Source organism: Neorhizobium phenanthreniclasticum (assembly GCF_040066075.1).
Lineage (GTDB): Bacteria > Pseudomonadota > Alphaproteobacteria > Rhizobiales > Rhizobiaceae > Neorhizobium > Neorhizobium petrolearium.
The window spans coordinates 35,001-58,388 of the sequence record NZ_JBEAAL010000005.1; the positions used below are offsets into that span (position 1 = coordinate 35,001).

Genomic DNA, 23,388 nt, shown 5'->3' on the forward strand with positions numbered 1-23,388 from the left:
ATCTTCGGAGGATTGTGCAATCATGCCGGAGGACTGGTCTACCACCTCGACCTCGGTTTCCGCCATATTCCATCTCGTCCGATTGACAGAACCCGGACGGAAAAGGAGACGGTGATGAGCAACTTCCAGCGCTTACTCGAAAGCCCATTTCATTGGGCCGCCGGTTTCGCCGGCACCTTCTTCAAGCGGTTGGGCCTAGCAGACCGCGGCCGCCGCGAACGGTGGCTGAGACGGGAATATCTCAATGGTTGACGGGGCTGACCGGTGTTTCCGGCGGCTGTTCGCGTTTGCCGCCTGTGCTGCGGCATTCGCCTTCCTCGCGACCTTTGCGGCGTTCGCGCATGAGATCAAAGACGAGGAGAAGACCATGAGCGACCACCCTTACGTCGGCATGTGGGTGACCGAGGACAATCATATCCGCCACGAACTTCTGCCGAACGGTCGTTATGTCGAGGCGCGCGGCAATCGCGAGCGGGCGTATGAGGGCCAATATTGGGTGACCGGCGACCATATCGACTACAAGGATGACACCGGCTTTACCGCCGACGGCGATTTCCGCGACGGTGTTCTCTATCACGCGGGGATGGTGCTGAGGCGGAGGTAGGTCAACTGGTCAGTCTGTCATAATCGGCATGCGAGCGGAAATCTGCGAGCGCCCTGTCAGCTAGAGCATCGAGCTTGCCGGCTGCGGAGTCGGCGTCGATCTGTTCATCCCAGCGTGCAGCTTGAAACTCCTCGAACCATGCCGAAAAGCTTTCGAGTTCCTTCGGGTCGAGTTCGGATACGGATTTTTCGATCTGTTCGAGTTTGGTCATTGTAGATGCCTCTTTCGATTGAAAAATAGTTGTTCGCTGCGGATTTGCAAAGCACATTCAAATCAACGCAAACCGATCGACATCCACCAAGCCCATGTCGGAGATCTTCAGGTGCGGGATGACCGGCAGGGGCAGGAAGGCTACCTGCAGGAACGGTTCCTGGAGTGTCGTGCCGAGTGCGTAGGCCGCTTTTCTGAGATCATGCAGCGTGTCGCGCACGGTCTCATAGGGTTCGAGGCTCATGAGGCCGGCTATGGGAAGCGCAATCTCGCCGGTTACCTTGCCGCCTTCGACTACGACAAACCCCCCGTGGATTTCGCCGAGACGATTGGCGGCCAGCGCCATATCCTCCTCGTCGACGCCGACAACGCAGATATTGTGGCTGTCGTGCCCAACGGTCGAGGCGATCGCGCCCTTCTTCAGCCCGAAACCCTGGACGAAGCCGTTGGCGTGGTTGCCGTTCTTGCCGTGCCGCTCGATGACAGCGACCTTGATGATGTCGCGGTCTAGGTCGATGCCAGTCTCGTTGCCGAACGACGGGAGTTCGTAGCGGCGATGCTCGGTGATGATCTTGCCCGGCAGGACGCCGATGACCGATGTTTCGCCCTGGGTGGCAGGTACGACAAAATGGGCAGCTTCGACCGGCCTAGCCTTGACGCTGTCGAGGCCGACCGCCGCCACCGGCTTACGGGTCGCAAAAAGCTCGTCGGTGACCTTGCGGCCAGCCGAGAAGACCATTTCCGCCTTGCAGTTCCTGAGGCTGTCGATGACGACGAGATCGGCACGCCAGCCGGGCGCCACGAGGCCGCGGTCGCGAAGTCCAAAGGCGCGCGCGGCTGAGATCGAGGCGGCGCGATAGATGGCGAGCGGTTCGATGCCATTGGCGATCGCCGTGCGGATCATGTAGTCCAGATGGCCCTGTTCGGCGATGTCGAGGGGGTTGCGGTCGTCGGTGCAGAGCGCCAGGAAGGGCGACAGACGCTCGGTGATGATCGGCATCAGCGCGTGCAGGTCCTTCGAGACCGAACCTTCGCGCACGAGGATGTGCATGCCCTTGCGGATCTTTTCGAGAGCCTCCTCGGCGGTGGTGCATTCATGCTCGGTGCGGATGCCGGCAGAAAGGTAGCCGTTCAGGTCGTTGCCGCGCAAGAGCGGGGCGTGGCCGTCGATATGGTCGCCGTAAAAGGCGTCGAGCTTGGCGAGGCAGACCGGGTCCTTGTGGATGACGCCCGGGAAATTCATGAATTCGGCGAGCCCGATGACCTTCGGGTGATCCCGGAAGGGCAAGAGCTTTTCGATCGGCAGGTCGGCTCCGGCGGTTTCCAGATGCGTCGCCGGCACGCAGGAGGAAAGCTGGACGCGGATGTCCATGATGGTTTCGAGCGAGGAATCCAGGAAAAACCGGATGCCTTCCGTGCCGATGACATTGGCGATCTCATGGGGATCGCAGATCGCCGTCGTCACCCCATAGGGCAGCACGCAGCGGTCGAATTCGTGCGGGGTGACCAGCGAGCTTTCGATGTGGAGATGCGTGTCGATGAAGCCCGGCACGACGAGCCTTCCCGAGATGTCGATCTCTTCCTTGCCCTTGTAGGAACCGCAGGTGCCGACGATGCGATCCCGGCAGATGGCGATGTCGGAGGCGACGATTTCGCCGGTGACGAGGTCGAAGAACCTTCCGCCCTTCAGGACGATATCGGCGGGCTCGCGGCCTGTGCCCTGGTCGATCAAGGTTTCGAGGCGGCTGGTCATGGCAGGCTCCTGGCGCTGAATCGGTCCTGACCAGCTTAACTTGATGCCGGCCGGACGCAAAAGAGCCAAGAGAGGCACAAGCCCGCTAATCTCTACGCGATATCGGTCCTGACATTGGCGCCGCAGAGAATGGTGGCGACGTTGGCGCCGGCAAGCGCCTTTCCATGCTCCAGAAGCCCCGCAATGCCGGCTGCGCCTGCTTCCTCCACGACGAGGCCGTAATGGAGGCGGCAGAAATCCCGCGCCTGCCGGATCGCTGTTTCTCCAGCCTTCCAGACGTCGTCGACGGTCGTCTTCATGCAGTCGAGCGCATAGGGAACGCATTCGCGCACGGCGATGCCGTCGGCCGCAGTCGCTGCGGTTTCGGTCGAGATGATCCTGCCGCTCTCCCAGGAACGTTTCATCGCGGGGGCATTTGCGGCGACCACACCGATGACCTTGCATTCCGGCGCATTCGCCCTGATCCAGGTGCCGATGCCTGTCAGCAGGGCACCATTGCCGAGCGGCACGACGATGGCTTGCAGCGAAACGCCATCGCGGCCAAGCCGTTCGGTGATTTCAAGCGCGATCGTGCCGGCGCCTTCGGCGATTTCCTTCAGCGCGCCGTCTTCCACGAAGGAATAGCCATGGGTTTCCGCATAGGCGCGCGCGGCGGCCTTTGCCTGGTCGAAATCGTCACCCTCCAGAAATACCTCCGCGCCGAGGCGGCGCATCGCCGCGATCTTGGCGGGATTGGCCGTTCTTGCGGAAAAGATCACCACCCTGCGGCCCTGAGCGCGGCCGACATAGGCCAGTCCCTGGCCGAAATTACCGGCGGATGCCGAAACGATTGCGCCGTCACCTGCCGGCTGGCTTTTGAGCCACCAGTCGGTGCCGCGGCCCTTGAAGGAGCGGATCGGGTTCAGCGTTTCGACTTTGGCGAACAGGCGAAGGCCGAGTGCCGTATTGGCGGTCTGCTGCTCGACCAGCGGACTGTTGGTGAAAAGCCCGTCGATGCGGGCGGAAGCGGCAAGGATGCCGTGGGCGGAGGGGGATGGCTGGTTTGTCATCATGCAGCTAAACTGCATCTAAAATTCGGGCAGAGTTTCCGAATTTTACAGGAATATCGGGTAAATTTTGCATTATCGCCCAAGACGGCGGGAGTTTTCATCATGCCATTGACGAAGATGGATCGCGAAATCCTCAAGCTGATGCAACAGGACGCGACCATTACGCTCGGTGAGCTCGCGCATCGCACGGGCCAGTCTGCGTCATCGGCGCAGAGACGGCTCCAGAAACTCAGGGAAGACAAGGTGATCCTGCGGGACGTCTCGGTCGTCGATCCCAAGAAGGTCGGCGCCAACGTCTCCATGCTGGTGGAAGTCGAACTGGAGCGCGACCGGCCGGAGCTTCTTCCGCCTTTCATGCGCTGGTTGGTCGAAACGCCGGAAGTCCAGGAGGCCTGGGTGACATCCGGGCGGGGCGATTACACGCTCGTCGTTCTCGCGCGGTCGGTCGAGCATTTCGACGAACTTGCCGACCGGATGATGGAGCTCAACCCGAATATCCGCAAATTCACCACCAGCGTCGTGTTGAAGACGCTCAAACGGACGCTGGCGGTCCATGTCGAGTGAACCGGACGCCATTGGCGCATGCGCCCGAAACAGAACGGGCGCCGGAAGGCGCCCGTCAGACCGCTATCTGAAACGCCTCATTCGGCGGCGACGATCTTGCCGTCTTCCCACTTGAAGAGCGAGAAGCTTTGCGACGTGAGGTCGCCGGTCTCGCCATAGGTGAGCTTGCCGATGGCGGTTGCGATCGGTTCGCCGGACTTGATGGCTGCGGCGACCGCTTCCACATCTTCGGCACTGCCCGCTTTTTCGATGCCGGCCTTGAGAACTTCGACGGCGGCATAGGCATTCAGGGTGAAGGCTTCCGCCGGGATGTTACGGGCGGCGAGCGCGTCGGCCGCAGCCTTGGAATCCGGGTTCTTCGTAGCGTCGGAAGCATTCGTGAAGACGGTCCCTGCGGCGGCGCTGGTGCCGATGTTCCAGAATTCGCTGTTCGAGAGGCCGTCGCCGCCGATGATCGTCGCCTTGACACCGAGATCGGAAAGCTGGCGGGCGAGAAGGCCGCCTTCGGGATGATAGCCGCCGAAATAGATGAGATCGACGTTTTCAGCCTTGAGGCGCGTGGTCAGCGCGCTGAAATCCTTGTCGCCCGGGGTGACGGCATCGTCGATCACTTCCTTCATGCCGCCGGCGTTCAGCGTGGCCTTGAAGGCATCCGCCAAGCCTTTGCCATAGGCGCCCTTGTCGTTGATGATGGCGACCTTGCTATCCTTGAAATGTTCCAGCACATATTTCGCGGCGACTTCCGCCTGCTGGTCGTCGCGGCCGCAGGTGCGAAGCACGTTGGTGAGGCCGCGGGTGGTGAGTTCCGGTGTGGTCGCGGTCGGGGTGACCATCAGCACGCCGTTTTCGGCCAGAACGTCCGAGGCGGGCATGGCGACGCCCGACGTCACCGGACCGACAACGAAGCGAATGCCTTCACCGACGATCTGGTTTGCGGCGGAGACACCCTGCTTGGGTTCGCCGGCGTCGTCAGCAGCCTTCAGGACGACCTGCTCACCAAGAATGCCACCATTCTTGTTGATCTCCGCGACAGCCGTTTCGGCGCCGTTCTTGACCTGGTCGCCATAGGCGGCAACGGGACCGGTGAGCGGCGCGATCAGACCGATGACGATTTCGGCATGGGCAAGCGGTGCGAAAGTGAGGGAGGCGAGGGCCGTCGCTCCCAGAAGCGTCTTGAGGTTCATTTCGGTTCTCCTTGGATGGGGCTCAACGAGCCCGCGGTCAACGCCGCATCTCACTCCTGCCGTCTCCAATGCCGTTCGGACATATCGTGCCAAGTTGACGGTAAGGCGATGCGGTCGGTGCCGTGCCGAGCCATATTTGGCTTTCAGCAGCCAGCAGGCAATTCTGTAGGAATTTGCCTGAGATTCCGCAAGAAGATAACAAAACCGGTGCAGTTTTTGTCGATTTTACGAAAGAATAGGCCCGAAGCCGCAAGCGGGGGCCTTTGTGGCGGATTCTACTCTCTGCCCGCCAGCGCATCGAGAAAGGCATGGACCTTTCGATTGAAAGCCTGAAACTCTTCCAGCGTCATTCCGGAGCGCTCGATCAGCGTATCGCCGAGACATTTTGCCTGTTGGACCAGGTCGCTACCGGCCTCGGTCAGCCAGACATGCACCTGCCGTTCGTCCGTGGTGCTGCGCCGCCGCTCGACCAGTCCCGCCTGTTCGAGACGCTTTACCGGCGGGGTGATGGTGCTGGATTCCAGCGACAGCCGTTCGGCAATCGCGCCGACCGTCAGGCCGTCCCGTTCGGCCAGCGCGCTCAGGACGAGATACTGCGGATAGGTGATGCCCATGGCGTCGAGCATCGGCTTATAGGTCCGGTTGATGGCGATATTGGCCATATAAAGTGAAAAACAGAGCTGGCTGTCCAAGGGGACGGGCGGGTGATGCGACATGGCAGACTTCCCAAGTGGTCGAGTTGAACCTGTATACCACGAAAAATGATATCGCGATAATTTTTCTGTAGACAGGGCTTTCGATAATGTTTAAGCATATAGATATCGCGATAATAAATGTCGCGATAGTTAATGGAGAGCACGGTGAACGACCAGGCTAACAAAACGACACGCAGACGTATTATGATCGCGGGGCTGGGTCTTGCCGCTACGGCTGCGGTCCCGCCCTTCTTTCCAATCAGACAGGCATCCGCACAATCCGCAAACTCTGTTCAGAAGGAAAAGAGCACCATGACCAGCAATACCATCACTACCAAGGACGGCACGCAGATTTTCTACAAGGATTGGGGCCCGAAAGATGCGCAGGCCATCGTCTTCCATCACGGCTGGCCGCTTAGCGCCGATGACTGGGACGCCCAGATGCTGTTCTTCCTTGCGCAGGGTTACCGTGTGATCGCTCATGACCGCCGCGGCCATGGCCGGTCCAGCCAGACCGATACCGGCAATGAAATGGACACCTATGCGGCCGATGTCGCGGAACTTGCCGCGCATCTCGATCTGAAAGGCGCGATCCATGTCGGGCACTCCACCGGCGGCGGCGAAGTTACCCGCTATGTGGCGCAATATGGCGGCGGCGGCCGGGTTGCCAAGGCCGTGCTGATCGGCGCCGTGCCACCGATCATGCTCAAGACGGAAAATAATCCGGGCGGCCTGCCGATCGAAGTGTTCGACGGCTTTCGTGCGGCGCTTGTCGCCAACCGGGCGCAGTTCTTCCGCGATATTCCGGCCGGCCCGTTCTACGGCTTCAACCGGGCAGGCGCCAAGGTTTCCGAGGGCGTGATCGACAACTGGTGGCGTCAGGGCATGATGGGCGGCGCCAAGGCGCATTACGACTGCATCAAAGCCTTCTCGGAAACCGACTTCACCGAAGACCTCAAGAAGATTGAGGTGCCGGTGCTCGTCATGCATGGCGACGACGACCAGATCGTGCCGATCGCCGACTCGGCGCTGCTTTCCCACAAGCTTTTGAAGAACGGGACGCTGAAGGTCTATGAAGGATTGCCGCACGGCATGGCGACCACCCATGCGGATGTGATCAACGCCGATCTGCTAGCCTTCTTCAAGGCCTGAGGTCTTCTGCCTGAAAAAGAAAAGGCGGCCGTGCAGACCGCCTTTTTTCATGTCCGGACTGATTTTCAGATATTGTTCTTCAAGATCTCGCGCAGCTTGCCGAAGATCTCGTCGATGTGATGCTTCTCGACGATCAGCGGCGGCGACATGGCGATGATGTCGCCGGTCGTGCGGATCAGAAGGCCATTCTCATAGGCCTTCAGGAAGGCGGAGAAGGCACGCCTGGTCGGTTCGCCGGCGATCGGGTCGAGCTCGATCGCGCCGATCAGGCCGATATTGCGGATATCGATGACGTTCGGCAGGTCCTTCAGCGAGTGGAGACCTTCCTCCCAGTAGGGGGCGATCTCCCGGGCCCGCTCGAACAGGCCTTCCTCCCTGTAGGTTTCCAGCGTCGCGAGGCCGGCAGCCGAGGCGATCGGATTGCCGGAATAGGTATAGCCGTGCATGAACTCGATCAGGTGCTCCGGACCGTTCATGAACGCATCGTGGATTTCGGACGTCACCAGCACCGCCCCCATCGGGATGACACCGTTGGTGAGGCCTTTGGCAGTGGTCATAATGTCCGGAGTGACGCCGTAATATTGGGCGGCAAAGGGTGTGCCCATGCGGCCGAAGCCGGTGATGACCTCATCGAAGATAAGAAGGATACCGTGTTTGGTGCAGATCTCGCGCAGCTTCTGCAGATAGCCCTTCGGCGGGATGAGTACGCCGGTGGAGCCGGCCACGGGTTCTACGATCACAGCGGCGATGGTCGAGGCGTCGTGCAGCGTGACGATGCGCTCCAGCTCGGAGGCGATGTCGCCGCCGTGCTCAGGCTCGCCACGGGTAAAGGCATTTTTGCCGGGCAGGTGGGTGTGCGGCATATGGTCGACGCCGGTGAGCAGCGTGCCGAACATCTTGCGGTTGGCGACGATGCCGCCGACCGAGATGCCGCCGAAATTGACGCCGTGATAGCCACGCTCGCGGCCGATCAGCCGGAAGCGAGAGCCGTTGCCCTTGGCGCGGTGGTAGGCGAGGGCGACTTTCAGTGCCGTTTCGACCGATTCCGAACCGGAATTGGTGTAGAGGACGTGATTCATGCCCTCCGGCGCGATGTCGACCAGGCGGTTGGCGAGTTCGAAGGCCTTCGGATGGCCGAGCTGGAAGGCGGGTGCGTAATCCAGCTCGCCGGCCTGCTCGCGGATCGCCTCGGTGATCTTCGGCCGGCAGTGGCCGGCATTGACGCACCAAAGGCCAGCGGTGGCGTCGAGCACCTGGCGGCCGTCATGGGTCGTGTAGTGCATATCCTTGGCACTCACGAAAAGACGGGGTTCCTTCTTGAACTGGCGATTGGCCGTAAACGGCATCCAGAACGCCCTCAGATCGTTGGGCGTGGTATTCAGGCGGTTGGACATGAGGCTCTCCATGGCCATTCGGATCATCGGGTGGCCATTTCCCGGTCGGCGTTTCGCGCCAAGTTTTGACTGCATGGTCAAATTATCAGGGGGAGCGGGGCCGTCAACCGCCTTTGCAGGCGCGAGGTAAGTCCATGACGGCATCAAACGCCGCCGGCAACGACGGCACCGCGGTTCGGATTTGGCAATGATGCGACAAGTCAACAGACAACCTTACCTCCGGCCATGGGCGCCGGAAGCTAAGTCAAGGCAGTAAAGACACTATGTCTGCGTCGTCAGACCTAAGCGGCGGCGGACTTCTTTTGAGCCGGCGCGCAATAAATCTCTTCCAGCGTCTCCAGTATTTTGATCACCGATTCTGATGAACTGGAATAATAAATCGTCTGTGCATCGCGGCGAGTCTTCACCAGTTTCTGAGCGCGCAGCTTGGAAAGATGCTGCGACAGCGCCGACTGGCTGAGACCGACCTGCGAAGCGAGCGCACCGACAGCGACCTCACCTCTTACCAAGCAGCACAGGATCATCAACCGCTTCGGATTGGCCATTGCAGACAACAAGCCTGCCGCTGCGGTGGAATGCTCGGATAGTGCCATCGTGTCCATAAGTTAAAACCCCTCGTCTTTCAAAGCGGCCCCCCGCTCTAAAATTCACCCTTCGTCGTACATGCGAAAATTAACAAGCAGCAAAAGGGATTGTATATCCCTAAATTTCGGGTAACCCGATTAATGAACTTTAGACATGGTAAAAAGATAATCAAGCACGGCCTCCGGCGAGGCTGCAAGTTCATCGAATTCGTGTCTGAGTTGAAGATCGCCACCGACAAGGTCGATTCCGGCTCGATCGACACCTGCGAAACGCCAGTTCTTCCCGTTTTCCGCGCCAAGGCGGGCAGCAAGGCTCTCTGCAGCATCGGTCATATTTTTTAAACTCTTTGAGAGTTCGAGCCATTCCGGAGCGGCTCCCGGCTCGGGAATGATGAGATCGGCTCCTGTCAGGACATAGGCCCGGCCGAATCCCCCGTTGAGCGAAGCGCTTTGCGGAACGATTCGGAAGAAGCGGAAATCGGCAAAATCTGCATACAATGCGGCTTTCGGATGCCGATCGAGAAAGCGGCTCCGGATACGGGCGTGGTCGGGCGTATCCCGGGCAATGCTTTCGGCAAGTGCCTGTAGTGTGATCCTTGGATGGGCGAGCGGATCGCCCTTGCCCGGCTCGCCGGCCAGAAGCGAGCAGCGGGGATCGGCAACAAGCCCTTTGGTATGACCGGAAAGGGCCGAGACGAGGATGACCGGCACGCCGTCGACATCGGTGCCGGTCAGTGCCCGGCTGACGGAGGGGAAGCCGGTTTCCGGATCGAGGACGGCGAGCGCCATATAGCGCGCGCCGCGCACCAGCATGCGGGCGAGGCGGCGAGCTTCGTCGTCTGTCTCGCGCAGCACATTGGGCTTATCGGTCTGGGATTCGTCAGCCATCTCGTCCCTCTGCTTCCATTGGCCGTCGTTTCCCGGCATCGGCAGGACATACCATCTCCGGTGACCGGACGAAAGCCGACTGAATGTCTCAGGTTAGGCTTCAGCCAGCCCGGCGGCGGTGGCGGGTGAGCCCGGCGACCACGTCCTCAGCCGAAATGGTGCCGATGATCGTTCCGTTATCGACCACGCCGACCGCGCCCGGCTGGCGGGAAAGGGCGTCGAGGATATCGATCAGCGGCGTGTCGGAACGGGCGGTTGCGGAGACCGGGGTCGCGCCGGCCGCGGCGGTGACGCCCGGACGCATCACGTCGCCCGCCGTCAGCATGGCGATCGGGTTCATGTGCTGCACGAAATCGGCGACATATTGGTCGGCCGGCGCACGGACGATCTCCTGCGGCGTACCGCACTGGATAATGCGTCCGCCTTCCATGATGGCGATGCGGTTGCCGATGCGGAAGGCCTCGTCGAGATCGTGGCTGACGAAGAGGATGGTCTTCTTGAGCCGCCGCTGGAATTCCAGAAGCTCGTCCTGCAGACGGGTACGGATCAGCGGGTCAAGCGCCGAGAAGGGTTCGTCCATCAGGAGGATCGGCGCGCCGGTCGCAAAGGCGCGCGCCAGGCCGACACGCTGCTGCATGCCGCCGGAAAGCTCGCCCACCTTGCGGTCGGCCCATTGCGTCAGATTGACCAGGTCGAGCTGTTCGCCGACACGCTTCCTGCGTTCCGCCTCCGCGACACCTGCGAGCTCCAGGCCGAAGCCGACATTTTCCGAGACGGTGCGCCAGGGAAGCAGGCCGAATTGCTGAAAGACCATGGAGACCGTATGCATGCGCAGATCACGCAGGACCTTTGTGCCTGCCCTGTAGGGATCGACCGGTCCCGACGGCGTGGCGACGCTGACCGAGCCTCGCACGACCGGGGCAAGCCCGTTGACGGCGCGCAGAAGCGTCGACTTGCCGGAGCCGGACAGGCCCATCAGCACCAGGATTTCCCCCTCGTGAATCGTCAGCGAGGCATCCGCGACGCCGAGCACGATGCCGGTTGCGGCGCTGATCTCGTCGCGGCTCTTGCCCTGGTCCATCAGCGGCAGTGCGCGTTCCGGATCATCGCCGAAGATGATGTCGACATGGTCGAAGACGACGCAATCTGTCTTCCGGGCGGTCATGCGCCATCTCCCTTGGATGTCCGGAACATGCGGTCGAGGATGATCGCCAGGATGACGATGCACAAGCCTGCCTCGAAACCGCGGGCGATGTTGACGGTGTTGAGCGCACGTACGACGGGCACGCCCAGGCCATTGGCGCCGACGAGGGCTGCGATCACCACCATGGAAAGCGACAGCATGATCGTCTGGGTGAGACCGGCCATGATCTGCGGCATGGCGAAGGGCAGTTCCACCTTGCGCAGCACCTGGCCGCGTGTCGCGCCGAAGGCAACGGCCGCTTCGGTCAAGGCACCGGGCGTCGAGACGATGCCGAGGCGGGTGAGCCGGATCGGCGCCGGAATGGCGAAGATGACGGTGGCGATGAGGCCGGGCACCATGCCGAGGCCGAAGAGAATGAGCGCCGGGATCAGGTACACGAAGGTCGGGATGGTCTGCATCAGGTCGAGGATCGGCCGCATGATCTCGTAGACCCAGGCGCGGCGGGCCGCGGCAATGCCGAGCGGTACGCCCACCGCCATGCTGACGGCAGTCGAGGCAAGCACCAGCGCCAGCGTTTCGGTCGTTTCCTTCCAGTAACCCTGATTATAGATGAGGAGCAGCCCGAGACAGGTGAAGAGCGTGATACCCGCCGAACGGCGCAGCCACCAGGCGAGCGCGGTGATAAGAGCGACCAGCACATAGGCGTTCGGCCATTGCAGGACAAAAAGCAGGGCATCGATGACGCTCGACAGCACGGCCGACAGCCAGTCGAAGAACCAGTCGGCATTGGCGGTCAGCCAGTCAACGAAATCCTTCGCCCAGTTGCCGAGGCGCATCTTTCCGCCGGAATCCACCAGCCATTCGGGAAGCCAATTCACGTCTATGCCTGCCTGCTCCGGAGGGAACTATCGGTGAGGGCATGCGGGCCGGGAGACCGGCCCGTCCGATGGTCAGAGGCCGAGTTCGGACTTGACAGCTTCGAGGCCAGGCTTGCCGTCCTTGGTGGTGACGCCGGCGAGCCATGGTTCGATTGCCGCGCCGTTCGCCTTCAGCCATTTGGTAGCGGCGTCTTCCGGCTCATCACCGTCATTCAAGATGCCGCCCATGATCTCGTTTTCCATGGCCAGCGAGAATTTCAGGTTCTTGATGAAAGCGCCGACGTTCGGGCACTCTTCCGCGAAGCCGGCGCGCACATTGGTGAACACCTCGGCGCCGCCGAAATTCGGCCCGAAGATATCGTCGCCGCCGGAGAGATAGGTCAGCTTGAAATTACTGTTCATCGGATGCGGTTCCCAGCCGAGGAAGACGACCGGCTGACCGGCCTTGTCGGCGCGGGCGACCTGGGCGAGCATGCCTTGTTCGGAGGATTCCACCACTTCGAAACCCTTGAGCTCAAAGGTGTTGCTCTCCACCATGTCGAGGATGAGACGATTGCCGTCATTGCCCGGCTCGATGCCGTAGATCTTGCCTTCGAGCGCATCCTTTTGCTTGGCAATATCCTTGAAATCCTTGATGCCGAGCTCGGCGCCCTTGGCGTTTGTGGCTAGCGTATATTTGGCGCCCGTCAGGTTAGGCCCAAACGATTCGACCGATTTGTCGTTCAAATAGGGGCGAACGTCCGCCTCCTGGGTCGGCATCCAATTGCCCAGGAAGACGTCGATATCCTTGTTCTTCAGCGAGCTGTAGGTGACCGGCACGGAAAGGACCTTTACATCGGTCTCGTAGCCGAGTGCCTTGAGGAGGACACTTGCGGTGGCCGTCGTGGCGGTGATGTCGGTCCAGCCGACATCGGAGAATCGGACCGTGCCGCAGGCTTCCGGCTCGGCGGCGGAGGCGCCCGTCGCAAGCACCAGCACGGAGGCGGCGGCTGCGAGCGTGATCTTCAGCGAGGTGGTGATGCGCATGACTTGCTCCCCTGTCTTTCTGGTTCCCGCCATTATCAATATCTGTTGGGGCGAGGCAAGCGCGTGCATTCGCGGCGGGACAAGGGGGCCATTTGCGACATTTTCGATGATCCTTCGGCCATTTTCCCGTGCCGCAGGCGGTATCCGATTTGTTCGCGAGCCGGGGCGGATCCCCGGAGGGTTTCAAACTCGCGTCTTCCGTATGCGCGGACGGTCGAGCATTCGGCAGACTGTACCGGGTGAGTTCGGACGCAAGCACAGTGCGTGCGTCCGAGTGCCGGCTCGGTGTGACGGCTCTCAGGCCGCCGTTTTCCGTTCGGCAGGATGAAACCTGCGGAAGCCGATGTTGATCCGGTTCCAGGCGTTGGTTTGCGCGATCAGCAGAGTGAGGTTTACCTGCTCGTCCGCAGTAAAGTGTTCGTTCAAGGCCTCGTAGACATCATCCGGAGCATGGGTTTCGGAAACCAGCGTCAGGGCTTCGGTCCAGGCGAGGGCGGCTCGCTCGCGGTTGGAATAAAGCGTGGATTCGCGCCATGCGCTGAGAAGGTGAAGTCGGTCTTCCGTCTCTCCATGCTTGCGGGCATCCGCAATGTGGTGATGGAGGCAAAAGGTGCAGCCGTTTATCTGCGCCGCCCGCGTCATCACGAGCTCTCTCAACAGCGGCTCAAGGCCATTGGCCTGAATCGTCTTTCCCAGCTCGATCCACGGCTGCATTGCATCGGGGCTTGTGGTGAAGGGGTTCAATCTCTGTGTCATCGTCGGCTCCTTTCGACACTTCCGAACACATGACGACTGGAAACTGCCGGATGTGACATGACGCTAATTTCTGCCGCCAGACAGGAGCCGGGCTGTGCGGGATTTCTTCTGGCCGATTCTCCCGGGATGCTGCCGCGGCCGCGTTCGAGTTTCCTGTGGTTATCGGCTTCCCCCGCTTTCCTCGAATCCCGATCGCGAGCAGAAGCGGGGGCATGGCCAAGCTCTATTTCCACTACGCGACGATGAATGCCGGCAAGTCGACCATGCTCTTGCAGGCCTCCTACAACTATCAGGAGCGCGGCATGCGCACGGCGATCTTCATCGCCGCGCTCGACGACAGAGCGGGCGAGGGGCGGGTCGCGTCCAGGATCGGCCTTTCCTCCGATGCAATCCCTTTTGGGTCGTCCGACGATCTCCTTTCGGCGATCGAAGCCATGCATGCGCAAGAGCAGATCGCCTGCGTCTTCGTGGACGAGGCACAATTCCTGTCCGCCGAGCAGGTGTGGCAGCTCGCGCGTGTCTGCGACCGGATCGGAATTCCGGTCATGGCTTACGGACTGAGGACCGATTTCCAGGGCAAGCTCTTTCCCGGCTCGCTGGAGCTCCTGGCGATCGCCGACGAGCTGCGGGAAGTGCGCACTATCTGCTTCTGCGGCCGCAAGGCAACCATGGTGGTGCGGCTCGACGCGGAGGGCAATCTGGTGCGCGAGGGCGCACAGGTCGAAGTCGGCGGAAACGAGAAATATGTGTCGCTTTGCCGCCGGCATTGGGAAGACAGGATGCGCTGCGACTGATCGCGGTTTGGTCTTCGTTGACTATCTGAGACGGAAAGCCGCGGCAATGCGACGAGATTGACTCTGGTCAAAGCCGGCAATGGGGATGATGAGTAGGCATTCTGGCCATTAAAAGTCAGGCTTTTCCAGGAGTGCTTACATGCGCAGAAACGCGACAAAGACCTTCACCCTTGCTGCAACGCTTGCTCTTCTCACCCTTCCGGCCTTCGGTGCCGAGATCGAAGTGAAGATGCTCAACAAGGGGAGCGATGGTCAGGCCATGGTGTTCGAACCGGCGGCGGTGAAGGTGCAGCCCGGCGACACGATCAAATTCGTCGCGGTGGACAAAGGGCACGATGTCGTCTCGATGCCGGGCCTCGTGCCGGAGGGCGTCGCCCCGATCAAGGGTAAGATCAGCGAGGACGTTTCGTTCACCGCCGACAAGCCGGGCGCCTACGTGTTCAAATGCACGCCGCATTACGGCATGGGCATGGTGGCTCTGGTCGTGGTGGGCGACGCGCCTGCCAATATCGACGCCGTGAAGGCCACGAAGATGCCGAAGAAGGCGAAGGAAAGGCTGGAGGCGGAAATCGCCAAGCTCGGCTTGTGACCAGCGCCGCGCTACCCACGGCATAGTTCCACTGCCTCTCTAACTTTTTGTTTGAGCACCGATTTTCGGAAAACCGCTTCACACTTTCCGGTCCGATGCTCTATCCTGTCTGCGATCGGCAGGAGAGGTGGCGTGGCGGAGGCCCAGGTTTTCGACAGCGAGATGGAGCGCATCGGCGACGCGTTGGTGGCAACGCGCGAAGCGTTTGAGCCGCCGGCGTCGATGCTTGCCGAAGCGGCTGAGAGCCTCATTCTTCCCGAAGAAGCGAAGCTTGCGATCGAAGCGGAGCGCTTCAAGGCGAGCGCGCCGGGACGGCAGGCGGTCGAAGCCGCCTTGGCGCATCTTGTGGCGCGGCTTGCGGCGGAGATCGAGTTCCGGGCCCGCGAATTCGACATGCGTGAGGTGCCGACGCGATTCGAGAAGCTGATCGGCCTCGTATCGAGGAGCGCGATGCGTCGCCGCCGGCTGGCGCGTTCGCGCAGGTCGGTGTCGCTTGATCATCTTGCCGAGCTGCTGAGGCGCGCCGACCGGCTTGCCGCGCTCGTGCGGGCAGAGCGCGTAACTCTCCTTGCACAGCGCAGCAAGGGCGAAGCCGATCTGAAGGCCTTCATCGACCACCGGCCGGACATCATTGAAAAACTGCACGGGGAAAGCGGAGAGGCGATGACAGGCGTCGAGGCTGCGCGCCGGACGGAACATTTCGTCGCGGTGTTCCAGACCTTCATCGATGGGCTCAATTCCGGCGTCGGCACTTGCAACGTGCTGATGCACAAGCTCCTGATCGACGTGGAGGACCTGCTCATCCTCTACCAGGTCTTTTCCGAGGTCGTGTCGCGGCACGGCGACAAAGACCTAAGGCCTGAAGACTTTCCGAGCCTGGCTCCTGAAATCGAGCGTTTCTCCAAGGGTATGCTGAGCGTCCACGGTCTCGACCGGCGCAGGGACCGCGCCAACGAGGCCTTTGCCGAACGGTTTCCGGCCGAAGCTGTCAGACAGGCGGCTGCCGAGGCACATCCGGCAGGGGCGGGCTGGCGGCTGCCCGCGATCTCCGATTTCAAATTCATGCGGCCCTGACCGCGACGAAACGCCCCTTCCGATTCCAAAACATCCCACAGTTGATTTTTGTCCTTGTCTTCGGCAGCCGAGCCAATATGTGTTGAGCAAATCCGATGCCCCGCCCGACAGGAGACTGCGATGCTCGACGGAATTACCGCCTTCTTCCAACGGATCGGCCAGGCCGTCGGCAGAGGTATCGGGCTTCTGGTCGCCTGGCTCATCTGGCCGTTCATGGCGGCGCATGGCTGGTACGGCCGGCGTCACTGGATGGTGAAGGGGCCGATCCTCGCGGTTCTCGCGCTTCTCATCGGCTTCTACGGCTACTTCTTCTGGCAGACGCAGATCTGGAGCGGCTTCAACCCGAATTTCGTCGACAGTTACCGCTGGTCGGAACGCACCACGCCGGCCGGACAGGAACTACCGGCCGCAGCCTCCGCCGGCGGCGGCGCGACCGCAGCCGCCACGAACGCCAGACAGTGCCAGTCGTCGGCGATCGTCGATGCTGTGGCCGATCTCACCGACATGAACGTCAACCAGAACGCCTGGATATCCTCGATGCTGCTCTATCGGCTCGGCTTCTTCGGCGTCGACTGGGATCACACGCCCTTCCTCGACAACAAGGCCTCGTTCCAGCGCGGCGTGAATCAGGCGGTGCGGCGCACCTCGAGCGAACTCGTCGACACGCTGGGGCGGGTTCGTGGCACGTCCGGCATCAACAGCAACCTGCAGGACGCGCGCGGCAACCTGCAGTTCGACGAATATTCCTGGTATTTCGGGCTCGATCCCTTCGGCTTCAAGACACCGACGCCGGCCTATTATCGGACTGCGATCGAGAAGCTGAGGACCTTCAACAGGGATCTTTCCGCCTGCAACGCGACCTTCGACACTCGGGCCGACAACCTGATCCAGTTCATCGACCGGATCGCCAACGACCTCGGGGGAACGGCGGCGATCCTGCGCGATCGCTCGGAAAATCACGGAGGCGGCTGGTTCGACACGCGTGCGGACGACAGGTTCTGGTTCGCCTACGGTCAGCTTTACGGTTATTACGCCGTGCTTTCGGGTGCCGGCGCCGACTTTTCCCAGGTGATCCGCGAGCGCAATCTCGGGCAGATATGGAATGAAACGCTCAACCGGTTCCGTGCCGCGTTGCGCATCCAGCCATCGATCGTCTCCAATGGGCGCGAGGACGGCCTGATCATGCCGAGCCATCTCGCCGTCATGGGCTTTCATACCCTGATGGTCCGCTCAAACCTCGTGGAAGTGCGCTCGGTGCTGGATCGGTAGGTTTGGAAACCACCAATCAGGGGTCAGGCTCGTCGAGAAAAAACGTAGCGCCGGGGTGTTGAGCGAAGAATTCGTAGGTGAGTCCGACGACTTCGCCGCCGGTGCCTGGCCTGTCGCGAAACTTGCCGACGGTGCGGACATATTTGTAATCCTCGGCGTCGGCCCTCACTCGATAGATATTGTGGTAGATCAGTTTCTCGGCGCTGGCTCGCTCGAAGGTTTCCATCAATTGCGGCATGTCGTCGGGGTGGATACGGGCGGTGATGGCCATCAGGTTCACAGGTCCATCCTGCGGCTCCAGACCGAAGAGGCGACAGAGGTCCTCGGTCGCGAAGAAATGGCCAGTGTCCAGATCGATCCGCCAGAAGCCGTAGAGACGGAATGCCGAGGCGAGTTCAACCACCTCGGCAGGCGAGAGGCCAACTTCCTGATATTGAGTATTGACGCGTTTTTCGGTGTGCTGAACCCAAAACGGCAATCTCTTCCTCCCGGGGCCGGGAAGGTGTTCCCGAGCTTACATTATCAGTCGCAGCCTGAGTGCCTTAGCTACCAACTGGGTGCGGTTGACGCAATCCAGTTTCTTGATGGCATTGGTCATGTAGGCGTTCACCGTATGATCCGATAACGAAAGAATGCGGCCAATTTCAGCAGAGGTCTTGCCCTGCGCCGTCCAGCGGACAACCTCCAGTTCACGACTGGAAAGCGGGCCGGCGCCCACCGTTTTGGCGCTCCGGCGGATCTTGTCGAAGACATCGAAGGCATGCAGCACGATCATGCCGATCTCGTTGAGTTCCACCTGGGTCAGCCGCGGCCGAGTGCCATCGAAACGCAGCAGGAAACGGTCGCCATCGATGGAATTCAGGGCCATGGCGACGCTGGTGATCAACTTGTAGCGGCGCTGCAATTCCTCCATGGCTGCAGGGATCGCAAAACCGCGCACGTTCTCGGATTCATCGAGAGACCAGCAATAGGGCAGAACCGATTTGGAGATGATCGGCGCGACCGGGCAGAGACGCAGGAGGCGGCGGCGATCGAACTCCTGGATATAGGCGGAAGGCAGCGTCGTCTCGACGATCATCCGCGATACCAGATTCTCATCCGGCGAGCCTGCGGCAAAAAGCGTGACGTGCCGGAACCCGAACTCATGGGCGACGCGCTTCATCGCCGCAAAGATTTCCCCTGGCGAATCCGCGGTGGAAATCTCGCTGTTCAAGATCGACTGCCGTTCCAGAGTGATCATACGAGCAAAGCTGACAGGTGTTTATGTTATAGTTAACAAATATCTAAAACTGTTTGAATGGCCAACAAAATTTCGTGCAATGCAGCAAATATTCGCCTATTTTGTGATAGTCAATCAGTTTCTTTTTGCTATTTCAGGAGCTTAGCAGGAAGGATTTTTTAGACCGGGATATATCCGGTTCCCTTAATCTCCTCCATCACCGCATAGGTGTGGGTTTCCCGGACGCCCGGAAGCGGGAGAATCACCTCCGAGAGGAATTGTCGGTAAGCTTCCATTCCCGCCACCCGCGCCTTCACCAGATAGTCGAAACCGCCGGCCACCATATGACATTCCATCACATCGTCGCTGCGTTTGACGGCGGCTGCGAATGCGTCAAAAACGTCAGGGGTCGTGCGATCGAGCTTGACCTGGACGAAGACGAGCAGGTTGCGGCCAAGTTTCTCCGGTGAGAGCTGCGCGCTATAACCGAGGATATACCCCTCGCGGGTCAACCGCTTGACGCGCTCGGCCGTCGCGGTCGGCGAAAGGCTGACGCGATCTGCGAGCTCTATATTGCTCAGACGCCCCTCTTTCTGGAGCGCCCGGAGGATTTTGCGGTCGAGACGGTCGAGTTCCTTCATGTTCCACTATAAATCGAAAAAAAGGATGTTTTATTTCCAGTTATTATCATGAAAATCCGCTGAAACCACCAGAGAATTCCCGCTATGTGGAGAATGAAACGGAGATGCCCATGAGCGACTATGCCCCTATCGAACCCTTCATTCCCTTTAGCGCGCCCTATGCCGGAGATGACGACCGGCTGATCCGACAGTTTGCGGCCCGTACAAGCTTTTCGCCCGCGCAGGATGCGGCAATCGACCAGCGGGCCAGGCGGATGATCAATGCCATCCGCGATGGCGGGGGCAAGGTCGGCGGCGTCGAGGATTTTTTGCGGGAATACGGTCTTTCGACGCGGGAAGGGCTGGCGCTGATGGTCCTTGCGGAGGCGCTTCTGCGCGTGCCGGACGCGCTGACGCAGGACCGCCTCATCGAGGACAAGTTGCGCGAGGGCGGCTGGAGCACCCATGAAGCCTCCGGCGAAAGCTGGTTCGTATCGGCTTCCGCCTGGGCGCTTGCCGTTTCGGCCCGTGTCATCGGCCCCGGTGAGACGCCGGAAGGAATCTTGCGCGGTCTCGTCAAGCGTGTCGGCTTGCCGACGGTGCGCAGCGCGACCAAGCAGGCGATGCGTTTCCTCGGCCATCATTTCGTGCTGGGCGAAACGATGAAGGATGCACTTTCCCGCGCCGCCAAAAGCGAGGAGAAGGGATACCGCCATTCCTTCGACATGCTGGGCGAGGGGGCTCGCACGGCCGAGGATGCCAAGCGCTATTTCCGATCCTATGCGGATGCGATCCAGGCGATCGGTGCGCATATGGCGAAGCGCGGCAAGGGCAAGCAGCTTCCCGACCGGATGGGCATTTCGGTCAAGCTCTCGGCGCTGCATCCGCGCTATCTCGCCACCCATCGCGACCGGGTGATGAAGGAACTCGTTCCTGCGCTCACCGACCTTGCCCGCATGGCCAAGGAGCATCAGCTCAATTTCACCGTCGATGCGGAAGAGGCCGACCGGCTGGAACTGTCACTCGACGTCATCGCTGCCGTCTTCTCGGACCCGTCGCTTTCCGGCTGGGACGGCTTCGGTCTCGCCATCCAGGCCTATCAGAAGCGTGCGGCTGCGGTGATCGATTATATCGATCAGCTCTGTGCGACGCTTGGCCGGCGCATGATGGTGCGGCTCGTCAAGGGCGCCTATTGGGATACGGAGGTGAAGCGGGCGCAGGAACGCGGGCTCGATGACTATCCGGTCTGGACGCGCAAGCCGGCGACCGATCTTTCCTATCTCGCCTGCGCGCAGCAGCTTCTTTCCAAGCGTGCACGCATCTTCCCGCAGTTCGCCACCCACAATGCGTTGACCGTCTCGACCATTCTGGAACTTGCAGGCCCGGATCGCACCGGGTTTGAATTCCAGCGGCTGCATGGCATGGGCGAGGCGCTCTATGACGACCTGCTCGAAAGCAACGACCGGATCGCCTGCCGCATCTATGCGCCGGTCGGCGGCTATCGCGATCTGCTCGCCTATCTGGTGCGGCGGCTGCTGGAGAATGGTGCGAATTCCTCCTTCGTGGCGGTTGCGGGCGACAAGCAGGTTCCGGTCGAAAAATTGCTGGAAAGGCCGGCCGCCCGGCTGGGTCTCGACGATGGTGCAAGCGCGCGGCACAAGCAGATTCCGCTGCCCTCCGACATCTATGGCCGCCGCAAGAACAGCGCTGGTTTCGAGTTCGGCCATCGCGAAAGTCTCGACCGGCTGATGGGGGATTTGTCGAAGCCGTTGCCGGAGGTAAAGGCCGGGCCGCTCGTCGCCGGTGTGACCTCCAGGGCGGAGGAAAAGCGGGTCACGTCGCCGGCCGACCGGTCGAAGACCGTCGGTACGGTGAAGGAGGCCACGCCTGCGGATGTGGATGCCGCATTCACCGCAGCCGACAAGGCGTTCAAGGCCTGGTCGCGCCAGCCGGTGGATACGCGCGCCGCGTGCCTGGAACGCATGGCCGGTCTGCTCGAAGAAAACCGCAACCGGCTGCTGGCATTGCTCGCTGCGGAAGCCGGCAAGACGCTGGACGACGGTATCGCGGAAATCCGCGAGGCGGTGGATTTTTGCCGCTACTATGCCGACAAGGGGCGCGAGCTTTTCGGTGCGCCGGTACAGATGCCGGGACCGACGGGGGAGGACAACCGCCACCTCTGGCGCGGCCGCGGCGTATTCGGCTGCATCTCGCCGTGGAATTTCCCTCTCGCCATCTTCCTGGGCCAGATATCGGCGGCGCTGGTCGCCGGCAACACGGTCATCGCCAAGCCCGCGCCGCAGACGCCGCTGATCGCCTATGAAGCCGTCAAGCTCTTTCACCAGGCGGGCGTACCGGCAGAAGCGCTGGCGCTCTTGCCGGGCGGGCCGGATGTCGGTTCTGCGATCACGGCGCATCCGAGGCTCGCCGGCGTCGCCTTCACCGGTTCCACGAAGACGGCGTGGGCAATCAACCGGACGCTGGCCGCGAAGGACGGTCCGATCGTGCCGCTGATCGCAGAAACCGGCGGCATCAACGCGATGATCGTCGATGCGACAGCGCTTTCCGAACAGGTCGCGGACGATGTGGTCGTGTCGGCTTTCCGTTCGGCAGGCCAGCGCTGCTCGGCGCTTCGCATCCTGTTCCTGCAGGAGGACGTGGCGGACGGGATGTTGAAGATGATCGAGGGCGCGGCGGCCGAACTCAATCTCGGGGATCCTTCGAAGCAGAATACCGATGTCGGGCCGATCATCGACGAGAACCAGCGGCAGATGCTCGCCGACCACGTGGCCGAGATGCGCGTGAAGCAGAAGGTGTGCTATGCCGGCAACGTGCCGGAGACGGGCAACTTCTTCGCGCCTCACATCATCGAGCTCGACAGTCCGGCGGCACTCACCAGGGAGGTGTTCGGTCCCGTGCTGCACGTGGTGCGCTGGAAGGCGAAGGAACTCGACAAGGTGCTCGCCGCAGTCGATGCGACGGGCTACGGGCTGACGCTTGGCGTCCATAGCCGCATCGAATCCACCATTCGCAAGGTGACCGAAGCGCTCGATACCGGCAATGTCTACATCAACCGCAACATGATCGGCGCCGTGGTGGGCACGCAGCCCTTCGGCGGCTCCAAGCTTTCCGGCACCGGCTTCAAGGCGGGCGGCCCGGCCTACCTGATGCGGTTTGCGGAGGAGCAGGTGATCTCGGTCAACACCGCGGCGGCGGGCGGCAATGCCAGCCTGATCGCGATCGGTGAGGGGTGAGCCGCGACGGCTTGCTGGCAAAACCCTCCGGTGGAGCGTTTTGAGCGTCGAACTCGCCGAGCCAAAGCGAAGCGCCGGGAGGTGGCACGACGGCCTGTCGGTATTCGCAACGAGGAAACCCGGAGCGCTCCGGGCCATTCGGTGAAGGCGGCTCTCAAAGCTTCTCTTCGTATTTCTCGGCCTTGGCCTTCGACATGATGCGCTCCAGCCAGCCGAGCATGACGGCGGAGATGACGAAGGCAAGGTGGATGATCGTGTACCACATCAGCTTCGTATTGTCGTACTGGCTGGCATTCAGGAAAATCTGCAGCAGGTGGATGGAGGAGATCGCCACGATCGAGGAGGCGACCTTGATCTTCAGGCTGCCGGCATCGAGCTTGCCGAGGAAGGAGACGTCGGCTTCGGCCTCGTCGAAGCGGCTGACGAAATTCTCGTAGCCGGAGATCATCACCATGACGATCAGGCTGGCGACAAGAGCCGCATCGATCAGGCCGAGCATAGCGAGGATCATCTCCGCCTCGCCGAGCGCGAAGACGTTTTCTGCGACCTTCAGGAATTTGACTGCGAAGGAGACAGCATAGACGGCGAGCGCTGCCACCAGTCCGAGATAGAAAGCGACGAGAATCCAGCGGCTCGACAGGATGATCCGTTCGACCAGCAACTCCAGCGATTTCATACGATTGTCTTC

The 23,388-nt window shown here is 61.2% G+C and carries 25 protein-coding genes; 9 read left to right on the plus strand and 16 right to left on the minus strand.

What is annotated here, in order from left to right; all coding sequences use genetic code 11:
• Positions 1–114 precede the first annotated feature (114 nt).
• Positions 115–252 (plus strand): hypothetical protein, encoded by a 138-nt coding sequence (locus ABK249_RS09070; RefSeq protein WP_161784744.1) that lies wholly within the window; start codon positions 115–117, stop codon positions 250–252.
• A complete protein-coding gene (locus ABK249_RS09075) occupies positions 245–604 on the plus strand; it encodes an Atu4866 domain-containing protein (RefSeq protein WP_348862648.1) in 360 nt (119 codons plus the stop codon). Before ABK249_RS09070 ends, ABK249_RS09075 begins: the two co-directional genes overlap by 8 nt.
• Position 605: 1 nt before the next feature.
• Here the strand turns inward: ABK249_RS09075 and ABK249_RS09080 are convergent, their stop codons facing one another.
• From ABK249_RS09080 to ABK249_RS09090, 3 genes are all read right to left on the minus strand, one after another.
• The gene (locus tag ABK249_RS09080; protein ID WP_348862649.1) at positions 606–815 is read right to left on the minus strand and encodes a hypothetical protein; all 210 of its coding nucleotides are present in this window, start codon (positions 813–815) and stop codon (positions 606–608) included.
• Between the two features lie 57 nt (positions 816–872).
• On the minus strand, positions 873–2,567 hold the full coding sequence (ade, locus tag ABK249_RS09085; protein WP_348862650.1) for an adenine deaminase: 1,695 nt from the start codon (positions 2,565–2,567) through the stop codon (positions 873–875).
• Between the two features lie 92 nt (positions 2,568–2,659).
• Positions 2,660–3,619 carry a threonine ammonia-lyase gene (locus ABK249_RS09090; RefSeq protein WP_320443020.1) on the minus strand — a complete coding sequence of 320 codons (960 nt, stop codon included), beginning with the start codon at positions 3,617–3,619 and terminating at the stop codon, positions 2,660–2,662.
• A 99-nt stretch (positions 3,620–3,718) separates the two neighbouring features.
• Here ABK249_RS09090 and ABK249_RS09095 point away from each other — a divergent pair, with 99 nt between their 5' ends.
• Complete coding sequence (locus ABK249_RS09095) at positions 3,719–4,180, plus strand: Lrp/AsnC family transcriptional regulator (protein ID WP_227703299.1); 462 nt, start codon at positions 3,719–3,721, stop codon at positions 4,178–4,180.
• 77 nt (positions 4,181–4,257) lie between these two features.
• Here the strand turns inward: ABK249_RS09095 and ABK249_RS09100 are convergent, their stop codons facing one another.
• Both ABK249_RS09100 and ABK249_RS09105 read right to left on the minus strand, forming a co-directional pair.
• Entirely contained in the window at positions 4,258–5,364 is a 1,107-nt protein-coding gene (locus ABK249_RS09100; protein ID WP_037148137.1) for a branched-chain amino acid ABC transporter substrate-binding protein, read from the minus strand.
• Positions 5,365–5,639: 275 nt separating this feature from the next.
• Positions 5,640–6,080: a MarR family winged helix-turn-helix transcriptional regulator gene (locus ABK249_RS09105; protein WP_348862652.1), complete on the minus strand. Its 441-nt coding sequence runs from the start codon at positions 6,078–6,080 to the stop codon at positions 5,640–5,642.
• A 291-nt stretch (positions 6,081–6,371) separates the two neighbouring features.
• Here ABK249_RS09105 and ABK249_RS09110 point away from each other — a divergent pair, with 291 nt between their 5' ends.
• A complete protein-coding gene (locus ABK249_RS09110) occupies positions 6,372–7,211 on the plus strand; it encodes an alpha/beta fold hydrolase (protein ID WP_348862653.1) in 840 nt (279 codons plus the stop codon).
• Positions 7,212–7,276: 65 nt separating this feature from the next.
• On the opposite strand, the gene aptA is transcribed toward ABK249_RS09110, so the two are convergent.
• The 7 genes from aptA to ABK249_RS09145 all read right to left on the minus strand — a co-directional run bounded on the left by aptA (position 7,277) and on the right by ABK249_RS09145 (position 13,881).
• Positions 7,277–8,605 (minus strand): omega-aminotransferase AptA, encoded by a 1,329-nt coding sequence (gene aptA / locus ABK249_RS09115; RefSeq protein WP_037148697.1) that lies wholly within the window; start codon positions 8,603–8,605, stop codon positions 7,277–7,279.
• A 281-nt stretch (positions 8,606–8,886) separates the two neighbouring features.
• Positions 8,887–9,207 carry an ArsR/SmtB family transcription factor gene (locus ABK249_RS09120; RefSeq protein WP_037148133.1) on the minus strand — a complete coding sequence of 107 codons (321 nt, stop codon included), beginning with the start codon at positions 9,205–9,207 and terminating at the stop codon, positions 8,887–8,889.
• Between the two features lie 120 nt (positions 9,208–9,327).
• Positions 9,328–10,077, minus strand: coding sequence for a HugZ family pyridoxamine 5'-phosphate oxidase (locus tag ABK249_RS09125; RefSeq protein ID WP_227703297.1), 750 nt, complete (start codon positions 10,075–10,077; stop codon positions 9,328–9,330).
• A 100-nt stretch (positions 10,078–10,177) separates the two neighbouring features.
• Positions 10,178–11,242, minus strand: coding sequence for a choline ABC transporter ATP-binding protein (gene choV, locus ABK249_RS09130; protein ID WP_037148128.1), 1,065 nt, complete (start codon positions 11,240–11,242; stop codon positions 10,178–10,180).
• The gene (gene choW, locus ABK249_RS09135) at positions 11,239–12,057 is read right to left on the minus strand and encodes a choline ABC transporter permease subunit (protein WP_037148695.1); all 819 of its coding nucleotides are present in this window, start codon (positions 12,055–12,057) and stop codon (positions 11,239–11,241) included. Before choW ends, choV begins: the two co-directional genes overlap by 4 nt.
• 114 nt (positions 12,058–12,171) lie before the next feature.
• Positions 12,172–13,125, minus strand: coding sequence for a choline ABC transporter substrate-binding protein (locus ABK249_RS09140; protein WP_037148127.1), 954 nt, complete (start codon positions 13,123–13,125; stop codon positions 12,172–12,174).
• A 297-nt stretch (positions 13,126–13,422) separates the two neighbouring features.
• Positions 13,423–13,881 (minus strand): carboxymuconolactone decarboxylase family protein, encoded by a 459-nt coding sequence (locus ABK249_RS09145; protein WP_348862655.1) that lies wholly within the window; start codon positions 13,879–13,881, stop codon positions 13,423–13,425.
• Positions 13,882–14,093: 212 nt separating this feature from the next.
• Here ABK249_RS09145 and ABK249_RS09150 point away from each other — a divergent pair, with 212 nt between their 5' ends.
• The 4 genes from ABK249_RS09150 (at position 14,094) to ABK249_RS09165 (ending at position 17,607) form a co-directional block, all read left to right on the plus strand.
• Complete coding sequence (locus ABK249_RS09150; RefSeq protein WP_348862656.1) at positions 14,094–14,675, plus strand: thymidine kinase; 582 nt, start codon at positions 14,094–14,096, stop codon at positions 14,673–14,675.
• 139 nt (positions 14,676–14,814) lie between these two features.
• A complete protein-coding gene (locus tag ABK249_RS09155; protein WP_227703294.1) occupies positions 14,815–15,264 on the plus strand; it encodes a pseudoazurin in 450 nt (149 codons plus the stop codon).
• A 132-nt stretch (positions 15,265–15,396) separates the two neighbouring features.
• On the plus strand, positions 15,397–16,338 hold the full coding sequence (locus ABK249_RS09160) for a hypothetical protein (RefSeq protein WP_348862658.1): 942 nt from the start codon (positions 15,397–15,399) through the stop codon (positions 16,336–16,338).
• A 120-nt stretch (positions 16,339–16,458) separates the two neighbouring features.
• Entirely contained in the window at positions 16,459–17,607 is a 1,149-nt protein-coding gene (locus ABK249_RS09165) for a DUF2333 family protein (protein ID WP_227703292.1), read from the plus strand.
• 16 nt (positions 17,608–17,623) lie between these two features.
• On the opposite strand, the gene ABK249_RS09170 is transcribed toward ABK249_RS09165, so the two are convergent.
• The 3 genes from ABK249_RS09170 to ABK249_RS09180 all read right to left on the minus strand — a co-directional run bounded on the left by ABK249_RS09170 (position 17,624) and on the right by ABK249_RS09180 (position 19,467).
• Positions 17,624–18,085: a PAS domain-containing protein gene (locus ABK249_RS09170; protein ID WP_227703291.1), complete on the minus strand. Its 462-nt coding sequence runs from the start codon at positions 18,083–18,085 to the stop codon at positions 17,624–17,626.
• A gap of 36 nt (positions 18,086–18,121) precedes the next feature.
• Positions 18,122–18,847 (minus strand): helix-turn-helix transcriptional regulator, encoded by a 726-nt coding sequence (locus ABK249_RS09175; RefSeq protein WP_227703290.1) that lies wholly within the window; start codon positions 18,845–18,847, stop codon positions 18,122–18,124.
• Between the two features lie 158 nt (positions 18,848–19,005).
• A complete protein-coding gene (locus ABK249_RS09180) occupies positions 19,006–19,467 on the minus strand; it encodes an Lrp/AsnC ligand binding domain-containing protein (RefSeq protein ID WP_037148112.1) in 462 nt (153 codons plus the stop codon).
• Positions 19,468–19,577: 110 nt separating this feature from the next.
• Here ABK249_RS09180 and putA point away from each other — a divergent pair, with 110 nt between their 5' ends.
• Positions 19,578–22,700: a bifunctional proline dehydrogenase/L-glutamate gamma-semialdehyde dehydrogenase PutA gene (putA, locus tag ABK249_RS09185; RefSeq protein WP_348862660.1), complete on the plus strand. Its 3,123-nt coding sequence runs from the start codon at positions 19,578–19,580 to the stop codon at positions 22,698–22,700.
• 154 nt (positions 22,701–22,854) lie between these two features.
• Here putA and ABK249_RS09190 read toward each other — a convergent pair whose 3' ends face one another.
• Positions 22,855–23,376: a TIGR00645 family protein gene (locus tag ABK249_RS09190; RefSeq protein WP_348862661.1), complete on the minus strand. Its 522-nt coding sequence runs from the start codon at positions 23,374–23,376 to the stop codon at positions 22,855–22,857.
• Positions 23,377–23,388 lie beyond the last annotated feature (12 nt).

Coding starts and splice junctions, on each gene's coding strand:
- ABK249_RS09070 (WP_161784744.1), top strand. CDS start 115: ATGAGCAACTTCCAGCGCTTACTCGAAAGCCCATTTCATTGGGCCGCC.
- ABK249_RS09075 (WP_348862648.1), top strand. CDS start 245: ATGGTTGACGGGGCTGACCGGTGTTTCCGGCGGCTGTTCGCGTTTGCC.
- ABK249_RS09080 (WP_348862649.1), bottom strand. CDS start 815: ATGACCAAACTCGAACAGATCGAAAAATCCGTATCCGAACTCGACCCG.
- ade (WP_348862650.1), bottom strand. CDS start 2,567: ATGACCAGCCGCCTCGAAACCTTGATCGACCAGGGCACAGGCCGCGAG.
- ABK249_RS09090 (WP_320443020.1), bottom strand. CDS start 3,619: ATGATGACAAACCAGCCATCCCCCTCCGCCCACGGCATCCTTGCCGCT.
- ABK249_RS09095 (WP_227703299.1), top strand. CDS start 3,719: ATGCCATTGACGAAGATGGATCGCGAAATCCTCAAGCTGATGCAACAG.
- ABK249_RS09100 (WP_037148137.1), bottom strand. CDS start 5,364: ATGAACCTCAAGACGCTTCTGGGAGCGACGGCCCTCGCCTCCCTCACT.
- ABK249_RS09105 (WP_348862652.1), bottom strand. CDS start 6,080: ATGTCGCATCACCCGCCCGTCCCCTTGGACAGCCAGCTCTGTTTTTCA.
- ABK249_RS09110 (WP_348862653.1), top strand. CDS start 6,372: ATGACCAGCAATACCATCACTACCAAGGACGGCACGCAGATTTTCTAC.
- aptA (WP_037148697.1), bottom strand. CDS start 8,605: ATGTCCAACCGCCTGAATACCACGCCCAACGATCTGAGGGCGTTCTGG.
- ABK249_RS09120 (WP_037148133.1), bottom strand. CDS start 9,207: ATGGACACGATGGCACTATCCGAGCATTCCACCGCAGCGGCAGGCTTG.
- ABK249_RS09125 (WP_227703297.1), bottom strand. CDS start 10,077: ATGGCTGACGAATCCCAGACCGATAAGCCCAATGTGCTGCGCGAGACA.
- choV (WP_037148128.1), bottom strand. CDS start 11,242: ATGACCGCCCGGAAGACAGATTGCGTCGTCTTCGACCATGTCGACATC.
- choW (WP_037148695.1), bottom strand. CDS start 12,057: ATGCGCCTCGGCAACTGGGCGAAGGATTTCGTTGACTGGCTGACCGCC.
- ABK249_RS09140 (WP_037148127.1), bottom strand. CDS start 13,125: ATGCGCATCACCACCTCGCTGAAGATCACGCTCGCAGCCGCCGCCTCC.
- ABK249_RS09145 (WP_348862655.1), bottom strand. CDS start 13,881: ATGACACAGAGATTGAACCCCTTCACCACAAGCCCCGATGCAATGCAG.
- ABK249_RS09150 (WP_348862656.1), top strand. CDS start 14,094: ATGGCCAAGCTCTATTTCCACTACGCGACGATGAATGCCGGCAAGTCG.
- ABK249_RS09155 (WP_227703294.1), top strand. CDS start 14,815: ATGCGCAGAAACGCGACAAAGACCTTCACCCTTGCTGCAACGCTTGCT.
- ABK249_RS09165 (WP_227703292.1), top strand. CDS start 16,459: ATGCTCGACGGAATTACCGCCTTCTTCCAACGGATCGGCCAGGCCGTC.
- ABK249_RS09175 (WP_227703290.1), bottom strand. CDS start 18,847: ATGATCACTCTGGAACGGCAGTCGATCTTGAACAGCGAGATTTCCACC.
- ABK249_RS09180 (WP_037148112.1), bottom strand. CDS start 19,467: ATGAAGGAACTCGACCGTCTCGACCGCAAAATCCTCCGGGCGCTCCAG.
- putA (WP_348862660.1), top strand. CDS start 19,578: ATGAGCGACTATGCCCCTATCGAACCCTTCATTCCCTTTAGCGCGCCC.
- ABK249_RS09190 (WP_348862661.1), bottom strand. CDS start 23,376: ATGAAATCGCTGGAGTTGCTGGTCGAACGGATCATCCTGTCGAGCCGC.